Source organism: Natrialbaceae archaeon AArc-T1-2 (assembly GCF_030273315.1).
Taxonomy (GTDB): Archaea; Halobacteriota; Halobacteria; order Halobacteriales; family Natrialbaceae; genus Tc-Br11-E2g1.
The window spans coordinates 1,764,821-1,787,662 of sequence record NZ_CP127174.1; the positions used below are offsets into that span (position 1 = coordinate 1,764,821).

23 protein-coding genes are annotated in these 22,842 nt (G+C 65.9%); 8 read left to right on the forward strand and 15 right to left on the reverse strand.

Features of this window, described 5'->3' with window-relative positions:
- Positions 1 to 121: 121 nt before the first annotated feature.
- From thiM to QQ977_RS09165, 6 genes are all read right to left on the reverse strand, one after another.
- Positions 122 to 955, reverse strand: coding sequence for a hydroxyethylthiazole kinase (gene thiM / locus QQ977_RS09140; RefSeq protein WP_285925406.1), 834 nt, complete (start codon positions 953 to 955; stop codon positions 122 to 124).
- Positions 948 to 1,583 (reverse strand): thiamine phosphate synthase, encoded by a 636-nt coding sequence (gene thiE / locus QQ977_RS09145; RefSeq protein WP_285925407.1) that lies wholly within the window; start codon positions 1,581 to 1,583, stop codon positions 948 to 950. The genes thiM and thiE overlap by 8 nt, the downstream gene beginning before the upstream one ends.
- 151 nt (positions 1,584 to 1,734) lie before the next feature.
- Positions 1,735 to 2,163 (reverse strand): hypothetical protein, encoded by a 429-nt coding sequence (locus QQ977_RS09150; RefSeq protein ID WP_285925408.1) that lies wholly within the window; start codon positions 2,161 to 2,163, stop codon positions 1,735 to 1,737.
- A gap of 158 nt (positions 2,164 to 2,321) precedes the next feature.
- Positions 2,322 to 3,476, reverse strand: a complete 1,155-nt coding sequence (gene trpB / locus QQ977_RS09155; RefSeq protein ID WP_285925409.1) for a tryptophan synthase subunit beta — start codon at positions 3,474 to 3,476, stop codon at positions 2,322 to 2,324.
- A gap of 133 nt (positions 3,477 to 3,609) precedes the next feature.
- Positions 3,610 to 5,781 carry a DNA mismatch repair endonuclease MutL gene (gene mutL / locus QQ977_RS09160; RefSeq protein WP_285925410.1) on the reverse strand — a complete coding sequence of 724 codons (2,172 nt, stop codon included), beginning with the start codon at positions 5,779 to 5,781 and terminating at the stop codon, positions 3,610 to 3,612.
- A gap of 185 nt (positions 5,782 to 5,966) precedes the next feature.
- Positions 5,967 to 6,113, reverse strand: a complete 147-nt coding sequence (locus QQ977_RS09165; protein ID WP_285925411.1) for a hypothetical protein — start codon at positions 6,111 to 6,113, stop codon at positions 5,967 to 5,969.
- Between the two features lie 461 nt (positions 6,114 to 6,574).
- Here QQ977_RS09165 and QQ977_RS09170 point away from each other — a divergent pair, with 461 nt between their 5' ends.
- Positions 6,575 to 7,276 carry a hypothetical protein gene (locus tag QQ977_RS09170; protein ID WP_285925412.1) on the forward strand — a complete coding sequence of 234 codons (702 nt, stop codon included), beginning with the start codon at positions 6,575 to 6,577 and terminating at the stop codon, positions 7,274 to 7,276.
- Between the two features lie 132 nt (positions 7,277 to 7,408).
- Here the strand turns inward: QQ977_RS09170 and QQ977_RS09175 are convergent, their stop codons facing one another.
- Together QQ977_RS09175 and QQ977_RS09180 are read right to left on the reverse strand one after the other, a co-directional pair.
- Positions 7,409 to 8,401, reverse strand: a complete 993-nt coding sequence (locus tag QQ977_RS09175) for an ornithine cyclodeaminase family protein (RefSeq protein ID WP_285928692.1) — start codon at positions 8,399 to 8,401, stop codon at positions 7,409 to 7,411.
- A gap of 69 nt (positions 8,402 to 8,470) precedes the next feature.
- A complete protein-coding gene (locus QQ977_RS09180; RefSeq protein ID WP_285925413.1) occupies positions 8,471 to 9,466 on the reverse strand; it encodes an NAD-dependent epimerase/dehydratase family protein in 996 nt (331 codons plus the stop codon).
- Between the two features lie 127 nt (positions 9,467 to 9,593).
- Here QQ977_RS09180 and rtcA point away from each other — a divergent pair, with 127 nt between their 5' ends.
- From rtcA to QQ977_RS09200, 4 genes are all read left to right on the forward strand, one after another.
- On the forward strand, positions 9,594 to 10,619 hold the full coding sequence (rtcA, locus tag QQ977_RS09185) for an RNA 3'-terminal phosphate cyclase (protein ID WP_285925414.1): 1,026 nt from the start codon (positions 9,594 to 9,596) through the stop codon (positions 10,617 to 10,619).
- Between the two features lie 111 nt (positions 10,620 to 10,730).
- Positions 10,731 to 11,684 (forward strand): bifunctional 2-dehydro-3-deoxygluconokinase/2-dehydro-3-deoxygalactonokinase, encoded by a 954-nt coding sequence (gene kdgK1 / locus QQ977_RS09190; RefSeq protein WP_285925415.1) that lies wholly within the window; start codon positions 10,731 to 10,733, stop codon positions 11,682 to 11,684.
- Between the two features lie 76 nt (positions 11,685 to 11,760).
- Positions 11,761 to 12,720: a succinylglutamate desuccinylase/aspartoacylase family protein gene (locus QQ977_RS09195; RefSeq protein ID WP_285925416.1), complete on the forward strand. Its 960-nt coding sequence runs from the start codon at positions 11,761 to 11,763 to the stop codon at positions 12,718 to 12,720.
- Between the two features lies 1 nt (position 12,721).
- Positions 12,722 to 13,918: a threonine synthase gene (locus QQ977_RS09200; RefSeq protein WP_285925417.1), complete on the forward strand. Its 1,197-nt coding sequence runs from the start codon at positions 12,722 to 12,724 to the stop codon at positions 13,916 to 13,918.
- Here QQ977_RS09200 and QQ977_RS09205 read toward each other — a convergent pair.
- Entirely contained in the window at positions 13,915 to 14,796 is an 882-nt protein-coding gene (locus QQ977_RS09205; protein WP_285925418.1) for a universal stress protein, read from the reverse strand. The genes QQ977_RS09200 and QQ977_RS09205 overlap by 4 nt on opposite strands.
- Before the next feature lie 224 nt (positions 14,797 to 15,020).
- On the opposite strand from QQ977_RS09205, the gene fer reads away from it, so the two are divergent.
- Entirely contained in the window at positions 15,021 to 15,410 is a 390-nt protein-coding gene (gene fer / locus QQ977_RS09210) for a ferredoxin Fer (protein ID WP_285925419.1), read from the forward strand.
- 154 nt (positions 15,411 to 15,564) lie between these two features.
- On the opposite strand, the gene QQ977_RS09215 is transcribed toward fer, so the two are convergent.
- From QQ977_RS09215 to pyk, 5 genes are all read right to left on the reverse strand, one after another.
- Positions 15,565 to 16,182: a winged helix-turn-helix transcriptional regulator gene (locus QQ977_RS09215; protein WP_285925420.1), complete on the reverse strand. Its 618-nt coding sequence runs from the start codon at positions 16,180 to 16,182 to the stop codon at positions 15,565 to 15,567.
- An 84-nt stretch (positions 16,183 to 16,266) separates the two neighbouring features.
- Positions 16,267 to 17,421 carry an SPFH domain-containing protein gene (locus QQ977_RS09220; RefSeq protein ID WP_285925421.1) on the reverse strand — a complete coding sequence of 385 codons (1,155 nt, stop codon included), beginning with the start codon at positions 17,419 to 17,421 and terminating at the stop codon, positions 16,267 to 16,269.
- 79 nt (positions 17,422 to 17,500) lie between these two features.
- Positions 17,501 to 18,115, reverse strand: a complete 615-nt coding sequence (locus QQ977_RS09225; RefSeq protein WP_285925422.1) for an NfeD family protein — start codon at positions 18,113 to 18,115, stop codon at positions 17,501 to 17,503.
- A 56-nt stretch (positions 18,116 to 18,171) separates the two neighbouring features.
- Positions 18,172 to 18,513: a DUF7312 domain-containing protein gene (locus tag QQ977_RS09230; protein ID WP_285925423.1), complete on the reverse strand. Its 342-nt coding sequence runs from the start codon at positions 18,511 to 18,513 to the stop codon at positions 18,172 to 18,174.
- Positions 18,514 to 18,585: 72 nt separating this feature from the next.
- On the reverse strand, positions 18,586 to 20,346 hold the full coding sequence (gene pyk, locus QQ977_RS09235) for a pyruvate kinase (RefSeq protein ID WP_285925424.1): 1,761 nt from the start codon (positions 20,344 to 20,346) through the stop codon (positions 18,586 to 18,588).
- A 73-nt stretch (positions 20,347 to 20,419) separates the two neighbouring features.
- Here pyk and QQ977_RS09240 point away from each other — a divergent pair, with 73 nt between their 5' ends.
- Positions 20,420 to 20,590 (forward strand): hypothetical protein, encoded by a 171-nt coding sequence (locus QQ977_RS09240; RefSeq protein WP_285925425.1) that lies wholly within the window; start codon positions 20,420 to 20,422, stop codon positions 20,588 to 20,590.
- Between the two features lie 65 nt (positions 20,591 to 20,655).
- Positions 20,656 to 21,333 carry a hypothetical protein gene (locus QQ977_RS09245; RefSeq protein WP_285925426.1) on the forward strand — a complete coding sequence of 226 codons (678 nt, stop codon included), beginning with the start codon at positions 20,656 to 20,658 and terminating at the stop codon, positions 21,331 to 21,333.
- A gap of 23 nt (positions 21,334 to 21,356) precedes the next feature.
- Here QQ977_RS09245 and QQ977_RS09250 read toward each other — a convergent pair whose 3' ends face one another.
- Positions 21,357 to 22,781 carry a hypothetical protein gene (locus QQ977_RS09250; protein WP_285925427.1) on the reverse strand — a complete coding sequence of 475 codons (1,425 nt, stop codon included), beginning with the start codon at positions 22,779 to 22,781 and terminating at the stop codon, positions 21,357 to 21,359.
- Positions 22,782 to 22,842: the final 61 nt, after the last annotated feature.

The following is a 22,842-nucleotide window of genomic DNA, read 5'->3' on the forward strand; positions in this document are numbered from 1 at the left end:
TCACAGTACGAAAACCCCGAACTATCGGTCGGTACGATCTCTGGACGTCTCGGACTGGTGTCTACTTCCGACCGCCCGTAGATATCGAAGCTCGCCGTTCCGGGCCCAGCTCGAGATGACTCTACGACGTCTGTTCGACCCGCCCCTCGAGCGCGAGATCTCCGGCGACCGCTGGCGTCAGCCCGTAGACGGCGTCGAGGAAGTTGATTCGGTAGCTCGCCGGCCCGTCGTACGCGCGTTCGGCCGCTCGTTCGCCGGCGATGCCGTAGGCGAGGGTGCCATGGAGTGTGGCCGTGAGCTCGTCCTCGAGGCTCCCACAGAAGGCGGCGAGCGAGGCCCCGAGCATACAGCCGGTGCCGACGACCTCGCTTAGCATCTCGTGGCCTGCCGCCACCCGGTACGCCGCGTCGGCGTCGGCCACGACGTCCTCGACGCCGGAGGCGACGACAATCGCGCCGGTCGACTCCGCGAGTGCCCGGGCCGTCTCGCCGATCTCGTCGTAGTCGCCGATCGATTCGACGCCTTTGACCTCCGCCTCGACGCCAGCGAGGTGACTGATCTCGCCGTGGTTGCCCTTGATGGCGGCGAAGTCGACCTCGGCGAGGAGACTCTCGTGGACCTCCTCACGGGTCGGCGTTGCACCCGCCCCGACGGGGTCGAGCACGACCGGAACGCCGAGGTCGTTCGCCGCTTGCCCCGCCGCGTGCAACGCCTCGACGTTCGAGTCGGTCATGCGGCCGGTGTTGAGCAGTATCGCGCCGGCCAGTTCGGCCATCTCGGGCGCTTCGCCCGGGGCGTCTGCCATCACCGGCAACGCGCCCCAGTGTAACGTAATGTTCGCCAGATCGTTTTTCGTCACCTCGTTCGTGAGCTGTTGGACGAGCGGCTCCGTCTCCTCGATCGCCTGTAGCGACGTCGCGAGCGCCTCGCCGGTGACCGTGTGCTCGTCAGTCATGCGTCACCCCCTCACACAGCGCGGCGGTTGCCGCTTTCGGATCGTCGGCCGCCGTGATCTCGCTGATGACCGCGACGCCGGTCGCACCCGCCTCGCGGACTGACGCGGCGTTGTCGGCCGTGACGCCGCCGATTCCGATCACGGGGACGTCGACCGCCTCGGCGACTGCGCTCACCTGCTCGAGTCCGATGCCGTCTTTCGGGTCGTCGACGTCCTTCGAGTCCGTTCCGTAGACGGCACCGACGCCGAGGTAGTCCGCGCCGGCTTCCTGGGCCTGTCTGGCTTCTGCCGGATCGGCCGTCGAGTAGCCGATTATGGCGTCGGGACCGAGCAGCTCTCGGGCGACCGAAACCGGCAGATCCGCCGATCCCAGGTGGACGCCGTCGGCGGCTACCGCCTGGGCGATGTCGACCCGGTCGTTGACGAGCACGTCGACGTCGGTCCCGGCGGCGAGGTCGCACACTTCCTGTCCGAGTTCGTACCGCCAGCGTGCGCTCGTCTCCTTCTCGCGGAGCTGTACGACGTCGACGCCGCCGTCGATGGCCGCCTCGACGACCTCGAGCGTCGACCGACCTGCCGAGAGCGACTCCTGGGTGACGAGATACGTCCGCCACTCTTCGGGATTCATGGGTGATACTACTCTGGACTCGTCATAGCCGCTTCGGTCCCGCGGCGGCGGGTGCACTGTCCGAGCGACCGTTTCGCCCGTTCGACGTGATAAATGGAATACTGGTATACAGAATTCCCCTGCGCGGTTTCCTCGGTCGGGCCTCGCCCGGTCACGCCTCGAGCAACGCCAGATACCCCACGTAGACGAGCGCCGAGAGCACGAGCGCGGCCGCAAAGACCGTCACGCCGACGTAGCCCTCGAGCGCCGCGTCGGGGTTCGACCAGAGGTATGCGCCGCCCTCGACGGCGACGACGAACAGCGCACCGTAGACGGCGGTGAAGGCGATGGCGCGAGCGAAGCCGACGACGCCGAGTCCGCGGCTGTTGAACAGCTCGAGGACGAACAGGACGGCGAACGCGAGCAGGTAGAACGGTTCGGGGACGGCGCTGCCGAGCTCTCCCACGTCGTCGATGGCGACGACGCCGTAGTACGCAAGCGCGAGCAAGATCGCACCGATCAGGGTGATCGTGAGCCCGTAGCCGGTCGCGTCGTCGGGGCTCGGGGCCGCGGTCGGCGCGCTCGAGGCGTCCTCGGCCATGAGGCCAACTCGAACGTGTGGCACCTTCGTTATGGGTGGCGTATCGGCGCTGCCGGCCGGTTGTGGCCGGACGTCTCTCACACTGACTGCTGTCGTCCTCCGGGGGCAACCGCGCTCCCATCTGGCGAGTGTCCCGGAGATCGGGACAGCAATCCGTATCAGGACAGATCGAACTGCTCGGCTGCGGTCTCCATATCCTTGTCGCCGCGCCCGGAGAGGTTGACGAGGATCGTCTCGTGGTCGCTCTCCTCCGCGAGCTGGAGGGCACGCGCCACGCCGTGGCTGGATTCCAGCGCGGGGACGATCCCTTCGGCCTCCGAGAGCTCGCGGAAGGCGGCGAGTGCCTCGTCGTCGGTAATGCCGGTGTACTCACAGCGCCCGACGGCACGGTACATGGCGTGTTCGGGGCCGACGCCGGGGTAGTCGAGTCCCGCCGACACCGAGTGAACCTCGACGTCCTCGTCGATGACCCGCGTTTTCATCCCGTGGATGACGTCGTCTGTCCCCTCCGCGAGCGGGGCGGCGTGTTTCTCGGTGTCGGCTCCCTTGCCGCCGCCCTCGGCACCGTAGAAGGCGACGTCGTCGTCCCGGAAGGCGTGGAAGAGTCCGATCGCGTTCGAGCCGCCGCCGACGCAGGCGACCGCGGCGTCGGGCAGCTCGCCAGTCCGTTCGATGAACTGCTCGCGGGCCTCCTCGCCGATGACGCTCTGGAAGTCCCGGACCATCCGCGGGAACGGGTCCGGGCCGACGACGCTGCCCACTAGGTAGTGGGTATCGTCGACGTTTTCGGCGAAGTCCTCTAAGGCGGCGTCGACGGCGTCGGCCAGTCCCTCGCCGCCACGGGTGACCTCGTTGACCTCCGCACCCATCAGTCGCATCCGGAAGACGTTCATCTCCTGGCGCTGCACGTCTTTCTTCCCCATGTAAACTTCCGTCTCGAGGTCGAGCAACGCGCCGGCCATCGCGGTCGCGACACCGTGTTGTCCCGCGCCCGTCTCGGCGATCAGCCGGGTTCGACCGGCCTTCTTTGCGAGCAGGCCCTGCCCGAGTACGTTGTTGATCTTGTGTGCACCACCGTGGAGGAGGTCCTCGCGTTTGAGGTAGATTTCCGCGCCGTAGCGCTCGCTCAGGTTGCGCGCGTGGTAGATCGGGGTCGGCCGCCCGGCGAACTCCTCGAGCAGCGCCCGGAGTTCGGTCTGGAACTCGTCGGTCTCGCTTACCTCGTCGTAGGCCTCGGCCAGTTGCTCGAGGGGCTCGCGTAACGGCTCCGGTACGTGTCGTCCCCCATAATCGCCGAACTCTTCCTGTGTCATACCCTCTCCTTGCCGGGGACGGTAAAAATACGTTCTGACGTGCAGCGTCGGGGACTCGTGATCGACTCCGTGCGTCGTCACCCGCCTCCCCGCGGTCCCGGTCCACGGCAGTTGGAAGGGACCCAAATCCGTCTCAGGCGTGACCGGGATAATCCCGCTCGAACCGGTCCTCGAGTTCGCCCTCGTCGATTTCGACGAGCACGGGCCGGCCGTGTGGACAGGCGTAGGGGTTCTCGCAGTCGTCCAGGGCCTCGAGTAACTCGAGGACCGACCCTTCCGTGAGCGAGGTGTTGCCCGTGATCGAGGGATAACAGGCGAGGTCGGCGAGGAACTCGTCGGCCAGCGCGTCGACCGTCTCCGCGCCGGACTCGCGGTCGCCCTCGAGGACGGAGGCGAGGACGTCCCGCAGCCGGTCGGGCGCGATGGTCTCCTCGAACACCGCCGGCACGGTCGTCACCGAGACGGTCCGGTTGTCGACGCGGTCGGCGTAGAAGCCGAGCCGGGAGAGCGCCTCGCGATAGCCCTCGAACGCTTCGGCCTCGGCGGCGGTGAGCTCGAGGGAGACGGGCGAGGCGAGCGTCTGTGCGGTCGCGTCCGACTCGAACGCCGCCTGCAGGCGCTCGTAGTTGATCCGCTCGTCGGCGGCGTGTTGGTCGACGAGCACGAGTCCCTCGGGTCCCGCACAGACGACGTAGGTGTCCTGTAGCTGGCCGAGCACCCGCAACGGCGGCAGCGAGTCGAACGTGGCCTCGTCGGTCGCGGTCTCGCCCGTGAGGGTGCGCTGTTCGGTCGCCGCGGCGAACTTGCGGTCGGGGTCGGGGTTGCGATCGCGCCCGCTGCCAGCCGAGTCGGCCCCGGCGTCCGCCCCGGTCGCCGACCGTCCCGGCGTCGACGCGCTCTCTCCGGTCGACGGCGGCGGACTCGAGGGTTCGGCTGCACGCGAGGTATCTGCCGTCTCCGACCCGGACGACGGCTGGTCGGTCCGCCCGTCCGGGCCCGCGCGTGACCGCGCCGCGTTCGATACGGATTCGTCGCCCGACCCGGGGCCTGCACCGGAGCCGTCGTCGGTGTCGAACCCGGGTTCGGCAACGGTCTCGGTCTCGGTCTCGAGCTCGCTGTCGATGTCGGCCGTCGTGCTCGAGTCCGTCGACGGGTCGCTGTCTGTCGACGCTGCAGGGCCGCCCGTCCCGGGCTCGATCCGGGCCTCGCCCGGTGCCGACCGCCCGCGGGGGGCCCGCGAGCGAAGCAAGCCGTCCTCGAGCAGCGCCGACTCGACGGCGGCGTCGACCTGCCGGCGCACCGCATCGTCGTCGTCGAACCGGACCTCGCGCTTTCGCGGGTGGACGTTGACGTCGACGGCCTCGCCGGGGACCGTAAGGAAGCAGACGACGAAGGGGTAGCGGTCGCTCCCGAGCTGGTCGCCGTAGGCCCCCATGATCCCCTCCCTGATCGCCTCGGCGGCGACGGCCCGGCCGTTGACGTACGTCGCGAGGTACTCCCGACTCGAGCGGTTCGTCTCCGGATGTGAGACCAGCCCCGAGATGGAGTCGACCGGCCCCGGCGGTAGCTCTCCGTCGTCGGTCTCGAGGGGAATCATCGAGGCGGCGACCTCGCGTCCGTAGACCGCCATCACGGCTGCCTGCAGGTCGCCCTGCCCCGTCGTCGAGAACACCTCCCGGCCGTCGTGAGAGAGCGAGACGGCGACCTCGGGGTTTGCGAGCGCGTAGCGGGTGACGACGCGATTGACGTGGGAAAACTCCGTTGCCGTCGTCTTGAGGAACTTCCGGCGGGCCGGCGTGTTGTAGAACAGGTCCGTAACCTCGACGGTCGTTCCCTCGGGACAGCCGACGGGTTCGACGCTCGTCACCTCGCCGCCCTCGTAGCGCAGTTCCGTGCCCGCAGTCGGGGCGTTCTCGACAGTATCCGCCCGCGGTCGGGTTCGGATCGAAAGCCGTGAGACCGACCCGATCGTGTGCAAGGCCTCCCCACGGAACCCCAGGGTGGCGACGCCGTCCTCGAGGTCCTCGAGGCCGCCGATCTTGCTCGTCGTGTGCTGGCGGACGGCCGCCCGGACGTCGGCTTCGGTCATCCCGCGGCCGTCGTCTCCGACCCGGATCAGTTCGGTGCCACCTTCCTCGACGTCGACGTCGATCCGGGAGGCGTCGGCGTCGAGACTGTTCTCGACGAGCTCTTTGACCGCCGAGGCCGGTCGCTCGACGACCTCGCCGGCGGCGATGCGGGCGACGGTGTCCTCGTCGAGAGAGCGGATGTCGGTCTCCCCCGCGTTCGGGTCCTTCTCGCTCATCCTATCGTGTGTCACGAGGGTGTCCCAATAGGTCTTGCGTCGATAGCGGTCTGATCTTTGGGCTCCAGTCGAACTGTCCCGGTCGACACCGTGGCCGTCGGCGTCTCGTGTCCCGAGCCGACGCCGATCACGTCGTACCCAGACCCGATACGGGAGCCACGCTATGCAAAAATGAAATCGAACCGTCAGCTATCGTTCTTTTTCTTGGACCTCGATGCCTTGTTCGCGTACCGTATCCCGGTTATCGCAAGTCCGACGCCGGGAAGGGCCGCATCGACGGCACGCTCGGCGACCTGGCATGCACCCTCTTCCGTGAGTTCTTCCTCGACCATTCGTTTGTCACCTCCGTTGCATCCTGTCGTAGGGACGGTGATGACTTAATAATTACAAGAATACATATGGGAAATAAATGCACGGTTCAGTGTCGATTCCGAACCACTCGACGGGGTCTACTGGCAGCTTGAAGAGTACCAGGATGTTCTCGATTCCACAGTCGTGTACAGAGTCTACAGGCGGATGTCGAATCCGTACCCAGGAGAACGTGGCCGTAGATTTATATTAGTTGAACAGAGTGTTACAGGCAGCCCCCTTCTGGTGACGGTCTCTGGTCACCACACCGGGAACGGGCGGGGACAATCATGAGTACATCTTAAACAGGCAGCCTGATCGTCGGGTTGTCAAAAATCGGTGTCGGCGAGTCTGGCACAGTCGTCGACGCTGCGTGATGATCAGCCTGTACAGTCATACCGATCGTAGACCGTGTGCTGTACCATTTCCAGCCTACGCCCACAGCATGACCCGAACCACACTACACGCATTCAACCCCCGGTCACCACAGAACAGCACGGAGAGCGTCAAGTTTACACCGCCACCTGAACTCTACGAACTCGGCCTCCTCGAGCCGAACTGCGACGTGTTCTGGGGGTTCGATCCGGTTGCACACCTCGCGGTCGTCTCGACGAGCTACGCGCGCGTTCGCGACATCTACGGTGACGACCGGGCGGGAAAAGGCTCGCGAGTCGTCCCGATGAAAATCGAGGAGACGCGTGTGATGACGATCCCGAAGTGTTTGACCCCGTATCTAGAACACGGGACTCCCGTCGACGTCGTCAACATCCGGCGGGACGATCAGTTGGTGTTTTTCGCCTTCGATTCGATGCTCCGGGCCGATCACAATACGTTCTACGTGGGAACGGTGGCGGAATACTACGAGATGCTGGAGAACCCGCTGAACCGGCTCCAGTTCGCTCCGACCGCGTCACCCGAACTCGAGAACACCTACATTCCGGTCGTCTGGGAAGGGAAGAAAACATTGAGCAGACTTCGGCCGGAGGTCGACGACGGGCAAACGGAAGTCTGGGAACTCTTCGTTCCGGAGACAGACGACGGGCTATCCACGACGTTCGATATCCCGGCAGCGGAGGCCGATGCGCTCCTGTTCGGTTACGAACCGGCAACGGAAGTCATCCCCGAGCGGGCGATGAGCCAGCTGTAACCTTCATACGGACCGTTGTCTGTACCGGCACAACCGCGACCGTTCTGCGGTTGCACCGGGACATTGGTACAGCAATCCGTATCACACTACGTCTCCAGCGCTGCCAAGCGAGACGGCGGTGACCGACTATGCCTACCCCTTACGGCCGATCATATCCAGTTGCGTCCCCGCTTCGGCCTCGACTGCCCGCTCGTAGACGACGTGGGCGGCGGCGACGTCCTGGATCGCCAGCCCGGTCGAATCGAAGACCGTGACGCCGGTCTCGTCGGTACGGCCCTCGTGAGTCCCGACGGCGAGTTCGCCGATCTCGGCGTCGATGTCCGCGTCCGTAAGCGTTCCCTCGCTGTAGGGGACGTTGATCTCCCCGGAGTGGGTACACTGCTCGTGGTCGTCGATGACGATGGTCGCCTCGAGCAGGAGGTCGTCCGTGAGTTCGTGTTTGCCCGCGGCGTCGGCTCCCATCGCGTTGATGTGGGTGTGCTCCCCGACGTCCTCGAGGTCGACGATCGGCTCCTCGACTGGCGTCACCGTCGAGCAGACGTCACACTGTCCCGCCTCCGAGACCGATCCCTCGCGGACGTCGAACTCCTCGCCGAAGGTCTCTTCGAACCGTCTGACGTGCTGGCTGATGACGTCGCTGACGACGACCTCCTCGATCGGACGGACGGCGCTGATCGCCTCGAGTTGGGTGTACGACTGAACGCCGGCCCCGACGATCCCGAGGCTGGTGGCGTCCTCGACTGCGAGGTGGTCGGTGGCGACGGCAGCGGCCGCACCCGTTCGTTTCATCGTGAGCTCGGTGCCGTCTATCACCGCCAGCGGGAACGCAGTCTCGGGATCGGAGTAGATCATCGTCCCCATCACGGTCGGCAGATCGTGATCGACAGGGTTGTCCGGGTGAACGTTGACCCACTTCAGCCCCGCGGCGTCCCACTCGCCCGTATCGAGGTAGGCGGGCATCGACCGAAAGTCGCCGTTGTACTGGGGCAGGTCGATGTAGGACTTCGGTGGCATCGTGGCGTCGCCGCGTTCGTAGGCGGCAAACGCCTCCTCGACAGCCCGGACGACCTCGGGCATCCGGGCGTTCTCGTCGACATCGTCGCTGTCCAGCATGACCGTGTGCATGCCCGGAAATTTTTCCAGGGGCATACTTAACTCGGCGGGTGTCCGTCGAGTGACGACACTCGTACCTGATCACCGGTCAGCGTAGTCCAGCGCAGCCAGAACCCGGTTCTCGTCGTCTCTGCATGGACCCTGTCCACGTCCGTCGCGGCCGCTCTCGAGGTGTTCGGCGACGGTGCGGTCGATCGCCGTCGACAGCGGCGTCGACTCCCAGCCGAGCTCCGCGAGCTTCGCCGTCGATACGATGTGGGGGTGATCGCGGTACAGTGGGTAGTCCTCGAGCTCGATACCGCCGGCTGCGAGTTCGCGGGAGCCGGCGTAGACGACCTCGACGTCCGTTTCGAGTGTGTCTGCGAGCCGTTCGATCATCCTCTCCAGCGTGACGATGCGTCGGTCGCCGACGTTGTACGCCTCGCCGGGCTCGCCGCGTTCGGCGACGACGCGAAGCGCACTGGCGACATCTTCGACGTAGACGCGGTGCCAGACGTTCGTCCCGTCACCGGGAACGACGATCCGATCGAAGCGGCGCACCCGATCGACCCAGAAGGCGAACCGTTCGGTGTAGTCGTGTGGGCCGTAGACGATCGGTGGTCGAACGGCCATGGCGTTGACGCCGTCGTCGGCAGCCGCAAAGACCACACGGTCGCCTTCTGCTTTCCGGTTCCCGTAGCTGTCCCGCGAGTCGTTGGTCGCCTGCTCGGCCGTACAGGAGGCAAGCGGCGTCTCGTCTTCCCGCTTGGGGATGTCCTCGCGGCCGTAGGCTGCGCCGCTCGAGACGTAGACGTACGCCTCGCAGTCTTCGAAGACCCGTGTCGCTGCCCGGACGTCTGCCGGATGGTAGGCGACGCAGTCGAAGACCGCATCGGGATCGACCGTGCGTGCGGCCGCCTCGAGGGCGTCGTCGTCCGTTCGATCGCCCTCGACGTGGTCGACGCGGCCGTCCTCGGCGAACGGATTGTCGTGGTTTCCGCGGTTGAACAGCGTTACGTCGTACTCGTGTGCGAGCAGTTCCGCGACGAGGTGGCGACCGATAAACCGCGTGCCGCCGACGACGAGTGCGTCGTCCATGCTCGGTGGTCGTCACTTCGGGGGGAAAACGATGACGGAGGGAAGCGATACGTACGACCGTCTCCACCCAACCGATTGCCACCGTCGTGGACGACCGATATACGGTCCTCGAGCACGACGATCACCTATGCGAGAACTGGATGGCTCTGAGGCGGGTGGACAGTTCGTCAGGTCGGCGCTCGCACTCGCTGCCCTCGAGGACGACCCGGTCCGGATCGAAAACGTCCGCGGAAACCGCTCGACGCCGGGGCTGCGACCTCAACACCTCGCGGCGCTCGAGACGATGGCGTCAGTCTGTGACGCGGACGTCACGGGTGCGGAGGTCGGCGCGGAGGCGATCACGTTCGAGCCCGACCCCGGCTCGATTCCCGGCGGCGAGTACGCGGTCGACATCGGTACCGCGGGCAGTATCACGCTGTTGTTCCAGACACTCGTGCCGCTCGCGACGCGACTCGATACCCCGCTGTCGGTGACGGTCACCGGCGGGACGGACGTGAAGTGGTCGCCACCGCTGGATTACGTCCGATACGTCACACTCCCGCTTCTCGCTCGCTACGGCATCGAGGCCGAGGTCGAACTCGAACGCCGCGGCTTCTACCCCGCCGGCGGCGGCGAGGCGACGCTGCACCTCTCGCCGTCGTCGCTCGCGCCGATCGAACTCGAGGAGCGCGACGAACTCGAGGCCGTCCGGGTGTACTCGACCGAAGCGAACGCCCTCGAGGACAGCGACGTCGCGAAACGGCAGACCGAGGGCGCACTCGAGCGACTTGCGACCGACGAGTACGGCCTCGAGGTTCGCGACCGCGTCGAGACGACGGCCGCAAGCGACTGCCCGGGCTCGGCGCTCGTGGTCGTCATCGAGGGCGGACGAACCCGGGCCGGTTTTACGGCGCTCGGCGAGCGGGGAAAACCCGCCGAACGCGTCGGTGAGGACGTGGCCGACGCCGCGAACCGCTTTCTCGAGGGCGACGCGCCGGTCGATCGACACATGGGCGACCAGCTGCTCGTCTTTCTCGCGCTCGCAGGCGGTCGTCTAACGGTGCCGGCGATCACCGATCACGTCGAGACGAGTCTCGAGTTGCTCGCGTCGTTCGAGTACGACGTCGGCCTCGAGGACGAGACGACGGTCGTCGCTCGCGACCGCCCCGAGTGACAGACGTGTGGGAGAAACGGCGACGCTTATACCCCAGCCTGTTCTTGTTCGAATCATGATCGTGATCCGAACGGTCGCCGTCCGGCTGTCCTGGTCCTCTGGGTGGTCGCCGTGACCGATCTCGTCACCTTCGGCGAGACGATGTTACGCCTCTCCCCGCCGGGGAACGAACGCATCGAGTCGACGAGTGCGTTCGACGTTCACGCTGCCGGCGCAGAGAGCAACGTCGCCGTCGCCGCGAACCGACTCGGCGCGGACGCGACGTGGCTCTCGAAACTCCCCGACTCGCCGCTTGGCCGACGCGTCGTCGGCGAGCTCGAGCAGTACGGCATCGATACGGAAGTCGTCTGGAGTCAGACGGGACGACAGGGCGTCTACTACCTCGAGACCGGCACCAGCCCCCGCGGGACGACTGTCATCTACGATCGCGAGGACGCTGCAGTCACGACGGCCGAGCCGACGGAGTTCGACGCCGGCCTGATCAAAGACGCCGGGATCTTCTTCACCTCGGGGATTACGCCCGCCCTCTCTGAGACGCTCCGGGAGACGACGCTCACGATGCTGAAAACGGCCCGGAACGCGGGGACGACGACGGCGATGGACGTCAACTATCGGGAGAAACTTTGGTCGCCCGCGAAAGCCAGAGAGACGCTGACGACGCTGTTTCCCGGCCTCGACGTTCTCGTCATCGCCGCGCGGGATGCGGAGACGATTCTCGAGTACGAGGGCGATCCGCGACAGCTCGCCCACCAGCTGGGATCGCAGTACGATCTCGAGACGGTGATCGTCACCCAGGGCGAACGCGGCGCACTCGCCTGGCACGACAACGTCGTTCACGACCAGGACGCCTACGAGGCGGAGACGGTCAACCCGGTCGGCTCAGGCGACGCCTTCACCGGCGCGTTTCTGGCCCGTCGACTCGCCGGTGACGACGTCGGACGCGCACTCGAGTACGGAGCCGCGACGGCGGCACTCAAGCGAACGCTTCCGGGCGACGTCGCGCTCGTCACGGCGTCTGACGTCGAGAATATCCTCTCGGAACGGAACGTGCTGATCGATCGGTGAGGCCATCGCCTTCCCCGTGCCGTTCGCGTCGGCCGGTACCGAATCAGTAAAGGCAAGCGGGGTCTTCGTCGGGCATATGACGACGACGCTCGGAACGGCGAGCGCAGCCCCGGGGGAACGCGATACGGGGCGGCTCGAGGTCGGCGAGACCCGCGACGGCAGCCCGATCGGGCTTCCCGTCGCCGTGATCAACGGCACGAAGCCGGGGAAGACCCTCTACGTGCAGGCGGTAAGCGACGGCGACGAACTGAACGGTCTCGGCGTCGTCCGACGATTCGTCCCCCAGATCGACCCCGCCGAACTCGCGGGAACGATCCTCGTCGTAGGGATCGTCAACTACCACGCCTTCCAGGTCGCCGAACACCGGAACCCGATCGACGACACGAAGATGAACCGCGCCTACCCCGGCGACGAGAGCGGGACCTCGAGCGAACGCATCGCGGCTGTGACGTTCGACGTGGCGACGCGAGCGGATCTCGCGCTCGATCTCCACCAGGCCTCGACGAGCCGGATGATAAACGAGGCCCGCGTCCGCTGTGGCACGCGCCACCGGCTGCACGACCGGTGTCTCGAACTCGCGAAGGTCTTCGGCTGTGGACACGTCCTCGACCAGAAGGGACCGGACGGCCAACTCGCCCGGGCCGCCCCGGACGAGGGGATCCCGACGATCGATCCCGAACTCGGCGGCTGCGTCGGCTGGGACGAACGGAGCATCCGCATCGGCGTCCAGGGCGTGTTCAACGTACTCACGTACTACGGTTTCCTCGAGGGCGAACTCGACCCCGAGCCCCAGACCCGAGCCTCCGGCTTCGAGCAGTACGGTGCGCCGGCGGGTGGGCTCGTCACCTTGCACAAAGACCTCGGTGACGAGGTCAGCGCCGGCGAAGCTCTCTTCGAGGTGACGACGCCGTTTGGTGATCCGAAGACGACGGTGACGGCGGACAGCGACGGTATCCTCTGGCGATCGCGTCGATTACCCCAGGTCGCGACTGGCGAGTACGTCTGCTCGGTCGGGACCAACGTCGACACCATCTAGGATGGCCACCGATCTGTACTGTCCCGCCTGTGAGACGACGTACGACGCGGGGGCGGACGAACCCTGGCGGTGTGGCTGTGGTCACGCCCTCGAGTTCGCTGACCGGCCCCTCCCGAGTGGGACGCCGCGTCCGCTCTCACGACTCGATACGAGCGCCGGCCTGTGGACGTTCTTCGAGTTCATTCCGATCGAGCCACACGTCACGTACAACGAGGGCTTTACGCCGCTTGTCGACGCACCCGAGTGGAACGCCGCGTTCAAACTCGAGTACGTCTTCCCGACGGGGTCGTTCAAGGACCGCGGGGCGACGACGACGCTCTCACGGGCCGTCTCCCTCGGCGTCGAGACGGTCATCGAGGACTCTTCGGGCAACGCCGGCTCGTCGATCGCGACCTACGCCGCCCGGGCGGGGCTCGACGCCGAGATCTACGTGCCGGCGGACGTCTCCCAGTCGAAACTGGTGACGATCCAGCGTGCTGGCGCACGTCCGGTCCGGATCGAGGGAAGTCGAGCGGACGTCACGGCGGCCTGTCTCGAGGCGGTCGAGGGCGATGGGGACGGAGATACCGCCCCTCCACGACAGTCCGGCGAGGGCTGGTACGCGAGCCACGCCTGGAACCCCGCGTTCTACGCCGGGACGATGACGTTCGCTCTCGAGGTCGCCGCCCAACGCGGTTGGACCGTCCCCGACGCCGTCGTGTTGCCGATCGGTCACGGTACGCTCTTTCTCGGGGCCTACCGCGGCTTCTCGCTTTTGAACGAGGCTGGGATCGTCTCCGAGATGCCCCGACTGCTCGGGGCACAGGCCGCCGGCTACGCTCCCATCGCCGACGAGTACGGCGGTACGGTCGACGACGTACCGTCCGATCTCGACTCCGCTACCGACGTCGGGTTCGGACTCTCGAAACGCGACGACGAACCCACGGTCAACGACCTCGCAGACGGCATTCAGATCCGCGATCCCGCTCGCGAGGCGCAGATCCACGAGGCGATCGACGCGACCGACGGCGACGCCGTCGCGCTTGGAGAGGACCGTCTCGAGACCGAACTCGATCGACTCCACCGCAACGGTTTCTACGTCGAGCCGACCTGTGCGGTCGCACCCGCCGCGCTCAGGGCCTATCGCGAACGGGGAGCGCTCGCCGAAGACGACGACGTCGTCGTCCCGCTGACCGGCAGTGGACTGAAGACCCTCTAGTCGGGCCGTCCCCGGACGAGCGTCACCGTGATCGACGATCGTCGCGTCACCGTCTCCGCGACCGTCCCGGTTACGAGCCGGGCGGCCAGCGAGCGCCCGTGTCCACCCATGACGATCTGATCGCACTCGGCCTCGAGGGCGTACTCGACGATCTCGCTCTTTGGATCGCCGTAGATGCTCGCCGTCTCGACCGATCGACCCTGCTCGTCGGCGATGGTCTCCGCCGAGGCGAGGATCTCGTCTGCGCGTTCGTCGAACTCGTCGCGGATCGACTCGAGGTAAGTGCCACCGACCTCGTCGTGGCCCGTCTCGAACGGCAGGTCGACGACGTGGACGACCGCAATCGTGGCGTCGGGAAACGCCTCGAGGGCGTACTCGAGTGCGGCATCCGCCTGTTCGGAGCCGTCGACCGGGACGAGGATCCGTCCGGGCAGGTCCCGCTGTGTGAGATCGGCCGGCGGCTCGGAGACGACGCTCGTCGAGACGGGCGCACGCCGGACGACGGCCTCGCTGACGTGGCCGAGAAACGGCCGCGTGATCGGCGACTCGCCGTGGCTCCCCATGACGACGTGGTCGACGTCTTCGGCGACGACGTGTTCTAAGATCTCGGTCTGGGGCGAGCCCGTTCTGACCGCAGTCTCGAGCTCGTGGCCGCGGTCGTCGGCTCGCGTCCGTGCCCGATCCAGGATCCGATCGGCGGCCGCTTGTGCCCGATCCTCGATCGATTCGCGCTCGCCGACGCTCGCGTAGTTGTCGTAGCCGGGATCGACGACGTACAACGCGGTGATCGTCGCGTCCGGAAACGACGCGAAACAGTACTCGAGGCCGGCTATGGCCTGCTCGGAACCGTCGATGGGAACGAGAACGTTCGATGGCATCGTGTCGTGTGTCTCCGTCTCCGGCAGCTGTGTGCCGGTTCGATCGCAGTTCGGCGAGCGTATCAATAAAAGAACCGCCGAATCCGAACTCGCCGTCGCTGGCTTCCGGACCGAGACGACCGGATCGGTCGATTCATAGCCGACGACGACACTCTCTCGATCACGATATATAATCAAAATCGGAACAGCAAGCTATACCAGTCCGGCCATCGAATCGGCACACGATGCCCACGGTAGAATACCTCAACTACGAAGTGCTAGACGACCAGGGCTGGGAGATGGACGACGACGACCTCTTCGAGAAGGCTGCCGACGCCGGCCTCGGCGATGAGGATTACGGCACCCTCGATGTCGCCGAAGGCGAGTACATCCTCGAGGCCGCCGAGGCTCAGGGCTATGACTGGCCGTTCTCGTGTCGTGCCGGCGCGTGTGCGAACTGTGCATCCATCGTGAAAGAAGGTGAGATCGAGATGGACATGCAACAGATCCTCTCGGACGAGGAAGTCGAGGAACGACAGGTTCGACTGACCTGTATCGGCCACCCCGTCGCCGACGAGGTCAAGATCGTCTACAACGCGAAACACCTCGACTACCTCCAGAACCGCGTCATCTAGACGCCGGCAGAACGACCCGATTTGACACGACCCCACATTGGGGAACCGTTTTTGACGGCACTCACGTAGCCGCGTCTCCACCGAGCGTTTGCACTCGCGTTCGAATTCTTAGTAGACGCGACACTCCAAGCACTGGATTCGATTCGAGGTGTCGTCAGCCCGAGTACGTGACAAGCGAGTCGGCTTCCGTGGCCAGCTCGGTCGCACCCTCTCCGAAGGAGTCGGCGTACCGAACGAGCAACACGAGTACAGTCTCGGGACGTTCGACCGCGTAGCCGTCCTCTCGCGAGAGCAGCCCCGCCTCCTCGAGTTCGCCTGCGTACTTGCTCACGGTCGGGGCCGAGACCTCGAGGGCATCGGCGAGCTCGCCCGCAGTCGCGTCCGGATCCCGGAGGAGTTCGACCAGCATCCCCCGCGGCGTTTCCCGCCGGAGGTAGCCGAGTGCCGTCTTCTCGAAGTCGTCGAAGCGACCGGCGGGGACGAACCGCTTGTAATCGCCGTCGCTGTAGCGTTCGACGGCACCACGCTCCTCGAGCTGGCGGATGTGATGTTGGGTCTCGCCGGTCCCGAGCTGGAGGTCGTCTCTGACCTTCGAGAAGTGTGCACCGGGCGTCGTCGAGAGGTAGCCGACGATGGCGTCTCGAGCGTCGCTGTCGCCCGTCTCGGCCGTGGCCGACTCCGAGAAGCCGACGAGGGGTGCAACGGCACCGAGGGCGGCGAATCGGCGCAACGTCGCCCGTTTTTCCTCGTCGACGCCGTCGTTCGTTTCCATGCGTTACCTACGGACCGAAACGCGACGAGGCCTAAAACGCGTTTCGCTCCGTCTCGTTCTCCGAACCGTGAGTGTCTGGTCGTTCTAGGTGTTCTTCGTCGACTCGTTCCCGCCGTCGCTTTTGAACTCCTGGTCCATCTCCTCGATGACCTCGTCGGGGTCGGAGATGTCTTTCGGATCGCGTCCCTCCTTGATCGCCTGTGCCTGCTGTTCCATCTCCTCGAGGTTCATCTCGGCTTCTTCGTCGATTTCGCCGATGATCTCGGCGATGTCGTCTAAGCCGATCAGTTCGCGAGTCTCATCGTCGAACTCGAGGCTCTCGAGCTGGTCGCCGTCTTCTTTGACGTCGCTGCCGGTGAGGTGTTTGCCGTACCGGCCGACCAGCGAGGACAGCTCCTGTGGCAGGACGAACGTCGTCGATTCGCCCTTGCCGATCTCCTCGAGCGTTTCCATCCCCTTGTCGATGACGGCGCGTTCGCCCATCGATTCGGCGGAGCGAGCACGCAGCACGGTCGAGATGGAATCACCCTGGGCTTCTAAGATCTGGCTCTGTTTCTCACCCTGGGCGCGGATGATCTGACTCTGTTTGTCACCTTCGGCTTTCTCGATTTCGCTGCGTCGTTCACCCTGTGCCTCGAGAATCATGGCACGCCGTTTGCGCTCGGCGGAGGTCTGTTGTTCCATCGCCTGCTGGACGTCCCGCGAGGGGTTGACCTCCCGGACCTCGACCGACTCGACGCGGATCCCCCACTCGTCTGTCGGCTCGTCGAGTTCCTTGCGGATCTTGGCGTTGATCTCCTGGCGTTTGTTGAGCGTATCGTCGAGTTCCATATCACCCAACACGGCACGCAGCGTCGTCTGGGCGAGGTTCGAGACGGCGCGTTTGTAGTCGTCGACCTCCAGAAACGCCTTCTTCGGATCCATCACCTTGATGTAGACGACGGCGTCGGCGGTCACCGGCGAGTTGTCCCGCGTGATCGCTTCCTGTCGGGGGACGTCTAACGTCTGGGTCCGCATGTCGAAGCGGTACGTCTTCGAGACGAACGGCGGCACGAAGCTGATCCCCGGCTCGAGCATCTTCCGGTACTCGCCGAGCACCGTCAACGCGCGCTTCTCGTAGGCGTCAACGATCTCGATGGCGCTGAACAACGCGGCGAGCACCACGATGAGAACCAACGCACCGATGAGCAACCCGATCGTTCCGGCGTCGGCTTGCAGTACGATAGTTTCGAGGGCCATACTGTGGCTTACGGCGGTGAGGTGAAAAACGTTCCCGTGGGTTCCAGACAGGTATTCTCTCGTGACGGCAGGTCGGCCGTCACGTTCGTTCCGATTCAGTTTCGGTCGTGCGATCGTCGTCGGTCGAGTCCGTGCGTTCTTGGCCCGTCTCCGTCGACCGCTCCTCGTCCGTCTCTCCTGTCGTCTCCCGAGCGAGCGCGCGATCGATCTCGTCTTCCTCGAGCGCGCCGAAGGGAACGACGGTGAGGACGTTTCCGCCGCCGGGGTCGAGGACGATCACCTCGGTTTCTTCCTCGATCTCGCCGACGTCGGCGGTCGTCCGCGCGCTGTAGTACGGGTTGAAGCCGCCGTCGTCGAGCTTTATCTCGCCGCTTCGAGGCGTGACGGTGTCGGTGACGTACCCGGTCCGGCCCGGCAGCGAACTCGAGTCACTCGTCTGGGCCTGGCCTTTGCCGCCGTAGAAGTCGAACTCCCGGTAGACCCAGGCCGCACCGACGCCGAAGACGAGTGCGAGCCCCGCGAGGACAAGCGGCGCGGCGGCCGGCGGAAACAGGAGTCCGATCGCGCCCGCACCGATCAGCGCGACGCCGACGACGATGAAGTGTGCGCCGGGAGAGACGGCCTCGAGCGCCATGAGCACGAGTCCTGCCGCCAGCAACACGAGCGGCACGTTGTCGAAGAGCAGCTCAAGCATGGATCGGACTAGGGTCTCGCCCCGATTAAGTGTTTACAGAGCGAGGAAAACCAGTCTCACACCACGAGAAACAGGACCCGAACCAGCACGACCGTCATCGCGATCGCCCCGAGCAACACGAACAGCGCGTTCTCGAGGCTCGGGTCCCCCGGTTCGACGACCGCGGAGTTCGGCTCGGGACCGACGGCATCGTCCGCTTCGTCGTCCGTGTCGTCCTCGAGATCGACCGGAAACCGGTCGGTGTCGTCGTCGTCGTCGAATCGATCGCGAGCGGACTTGCCGGCGTCGGTCGGCGACGGATCCACGGGCTCTCGGATACTCGAGTCCGCTGTCGGCCCGTCGGGGTCGGCCCGACCGCCGTTTCGTCCCTCGTCCGACCCGGACGCATCTCCTGCCATGTGACTCTGTAGTGTCCCGTCACGCAAAAACCCGCCGTCTACCGACGGTCCGACGAACGGACGTCTGCCGAGTCAGCTTGTGGTCACCGATCGCTCGAGGATGCCGTCGTAGACGACGCCTCGTTCGGCGTCGATCGTCACAGCCGTCCCCGCCTCGAGCTCCGAGAGATCTACGCCGCTTACCATGGGAACCTCCAGCTCGCGAGCGATAAGCGCCGGATATCCCGTCATGCCGCGCTGAGGGTCGACGATACCTGCAATCTTCGAGAGGTCGCCGTCGAACTGGTCGTCGAACGACGGGGCTAGCGCGAGGATCGCACCGTCGGGGACGTCCGAGAGGTCGCCGTCGGAGACGTGAACGATCGATCCCGAGACTCGTCCCTCGACGACCGGCCGGCCAGTCGCGAGCTCCTCGGCGGCGACGTGGACTTTCAGCATGTTCGTCGTGTTCGCGCCCTCGAGGTGAGTCATCATGCCACAGAGGACGACGACGGTGTCGCCGCTGTCGGCGATACCAGCGTCGAGTGCCGACTGGACCGCCCGCTCGATGACGGCGTCGGCGCTTTGGTCGGCCACGTCGGCGTACAGCGGCGTGATCCCCCACGAGAGCGCGAGTCGACGGCGAATCTCGTCGTTCGGTGTCGATGCGACCACGGGGACTGTCGGTCGGTACTTCGCGGTCTTCAACGCCGTGTACCCGGAGTCGGTCGCCACGACGACGGCGTCGGCCGCGACGTCGTGTGCGAGATATCGGGCAGCCCGCGCCAGCGCGCCCGTCCGGGCCTCGCCCGGTTCCGGGACCCACTGTTCGAGCGCCTCGTCGTACTCGCTCGAGGCTTCGACCTGTTTGACGATGCGGTCCATCGCCTCGACGACCGCGACCGGGTGGTCGCCGACGGCGGTCTCCGCCGAGAGCATCACCGCGTCGGTGCCGTCGAGAACGGCGTTTGCTACGTCCGAAGCCTCCGCTCGCGTCGGCCGAGGGGATTCGACCATCGAGTCGAGCATCTCCGTCGCCGTGATCACCGGCACGCCCGCGTCCCGACAGAGACGGATGAGTCGCTTTTGGATCACCGGGACGTCCTCGAGCGGACACTCCACGCCGAGATCACCGCGGGCGACCATGGTCCCGTAGGCGGCCTCGACGATCTCGTCGATGTTCTCGATCGCGCCGGATCGTTCGATCTTCGCGACGACCGGAATCTCTACGCCCTGTTCTTCGAGCGTCTCGCTGACCGCGTAGACGTCCTCGGCGTCTCGGACGAAACTCGCCGCCACGAAGTCGACATCGTGGTCAGCGGCGAACTCGAGTTCTGCGCGGTCGGCCTCGGTGACGGCCTCGAGGTCGAGGTCGACGCCCGGGACGTTGACGCCCTGTCGGCCGGCGAGTTCGCCGCCGCTGTCGACGCGGGCGCGGACGCCGCCGTCGGCCTCGGTGTCGGTGACCGTCGTCTCGATCAGCCCGTCGGACAGTAACATTCGGTCGCCGGGTTCGACGCCGTCGATCGACGTCGAGAGCCCGATCTCATCTGGCGTCGCTCGCTCGCCCTCGACGAACCGGATCGTCGAGTCGCTCTCGAGACGAACCGTCTCGCCGTCGGGCAGTGGAGCCGTCCGGATCTCGGGGCCTTGCAGGTCGAGCATGACCGCGACCGGTTCGGCCCGGGTCTCGTCGACCCGACGGACGCGCTCGCAGAGCTCGGCCCGGTCCGCGGTCGTCCCATGGCTCGCGTTCAGCCTGGCGACTGCCATCCCGGCGTCGGCGAGTGCCTCGATAGTCTCCCTGTCGCTCGAGGCCGGCCCGAGCGTACAGACGATCTTCGCGTTTCTCATGGCTGGACGTAGCGGCGACGAGCGCAAAAAGGTGGGTGAGGGATTCGGTGCCGAGTCAGGTTGACGCATGCGTATGTCACACTCGAGCGTTGCACGTTGTGTTACCCTCGTCGAAGAACTGAACGACGCGCTCCCGCCGTCGACGATGGGCGAGCTGACGCTCCGGAAGCCCCATCCGAACGACGCCTCGGACGCCGACGCCTACCTCGTCTTTCAGCCACAGGGACAGTGGGTCGTCGAGTGACCGCCGCCCGGGCGGCCGTCTCGGATCCGGTACTTCGATGTGAGTCGCGACACAACCCTCTGCCGATGGGTTCGGACAAGAAGGCGGTACACGAGGAGCTGGTCGATGCCGTCGAGACCGTCGTCGACCGGACGGTCGGAACGGGCGTCGTCGAGTTCGGACAGGACAACTGGTACGTCACGGTCGCGCCGCGTCAGGACGCGCTCGTTCCGTCCGAGGGGGACGCCGTCGTCCGCGTCGCCTCGGAGGAGCAGGCGGACATCGAGGAAGAGATCGGCGACAGCCACTACTACTACCGGCACGTACCGGACGTCGTCGAAACCCTCGAGACGGCACTGACCGAAGACGGGTTTGCCGCCAAATCCTACCGATCCCGGGACGGCCAGGCCGTACGGGTGCTCGGCTGGGACCGCGATCCATCGTGGTTTCGAGACGGCGACTACGTCAAGCTCTACCGGTGGCGAACGCCGCTCGAGGTCGTCGCGGTCGCCGGGATCGGCGAGCGGCCGCCGGCCGAGTTCCCGACGCCGGTTGACGAGAACGGCGACTACGTCGGCGCGGACTCGATCCACCTCTGTCTCCGGGGGAATCGCGGCGGGGAGTACCTCGTCGACGCCGTCGGCGGTGAAACGGCGCTATACCACCGCGAGGACAGCGACGCCGACGTCCTCGAGAAGGCGAGCGAGATCACCAGGACGATCTTCGTCGGCAACCCCGAGACCGGCCCGCGCCTCGAGGGGTGACCGATCGGCTCGAGACCGGGAGCTCAGGGATCGTAGTGATAGACGTAGGGGTGATCGACTTTCCCGTCCGGCATGATCGCCTCGAGCGTTTCCCGGAGGTCATCCGCCGTCGGCGCGGTCGCGACAACCTGTTCGTCGTAGATGGCGACGTGGGCCTCGTCCAGCCCGTACTCGCGGAACTGCCGGCCGAGGCTACGCGCCCGTGCCTTGCCGACCTGTTCGTGGTAGATCCGCTCGAGGTCTTCGCTTCGCTCCCGGAGATCGGCGATCTCGTCCGCGTATCGTTCGCGGTTGTCCCTGTTTTTCGTGTAGAACCGGAGCCGTTCGGCGTCGGTCCGTTCGGGCTCGCCCGACGGGGGAAGCGAGTCGGCGATCCCGTACCGGTGTTTCGCCTCCTCGTACGCGGCCTCGATGTCGGTGTTCATCACGTCCCACACCATCGACGCGATGAGGTCGGGCCGGAACCAGCCGTCGGTCACGATCTCTCCCTCGAACGGGAGCAAAGCGGCGTCGGACACCGTCGTCGGAAGGTCGTCCTGGCTCCACCGGTCGGTAAACGGGATCGCGACCGCCGTCACGGCGTACGCTCGCGGTTCCTCGGGATCGAGAAAGACGGCGTCCTCGTCGCGATGCTCGACGACGGCGAACTCGCCGCTCTCGTAGTCAGTCCACGCCGCGACCTGCTCGAGGTCATCGTCGTCGAGACCGGCAGGGTTTTCCTCGACGAACGCCCCGACGAGTGCGGCCGTGTCCTCGCGGTAGAGCGTGTCACGGAGCGGGAGCAACTCGTCCCTGAAGTGACTCTCGAGAGCCGCGAGCGAGTCGATCCCCTCGATGACGTCGAAGCGATCGTTGACGTACACCAGCAAGTGGCCGTACAGCTCGAGGAACCGATCCGCGCTCTCGCTCTCGAGGACTCGTGGGCTCGTGCCGGGATCGAGTTCGATCTCGTTCGCACCGGATTCCTCGAGGAGACTCTCGACCTCCTCGACGTCGAGGTCGCCGACGTTGACGCCATGCTCTTCTGCGGCTTCCATCACCATCGACTTGGCCGGTCCCCAGCTGTCGGGGTCGGCCGCACCCTCGCGGATCTCGTCGTCGAGTTCCGCCACCCGATCGGCGAGTTCGTCCGCGTTCTCGAGGTAGCCGCGGTCGTCGAGGAACGCGAAGAAGGCCTCGAGCACCGGCGCGACGTTCGCGAAGAACTCCTCGCCCGCGCTGATCTTCGCTGGGTAGAGCTCGGTACAGACGCGCTCGAGGACGTCAACGTTCCACGCCGCCGGTGGACTGTCCTCGTACTCGTAGGCGAGTTCCGTAAACGTCGTCACGATCAGATCCGACTGCTCCCACTCCTCGTCGGACAGCCTGCCCGCGTACGCACTCGCGTCGAACTCGACTCCCCACTCTCCGACCGTCGCGCGAACGTCCTCGAAAGATGTCGCTGTCATCGACCGTGGCTACTCGAGGTTCCACTAAAAAAACGACCGTCGCAATCCCGCTCGGATCCTG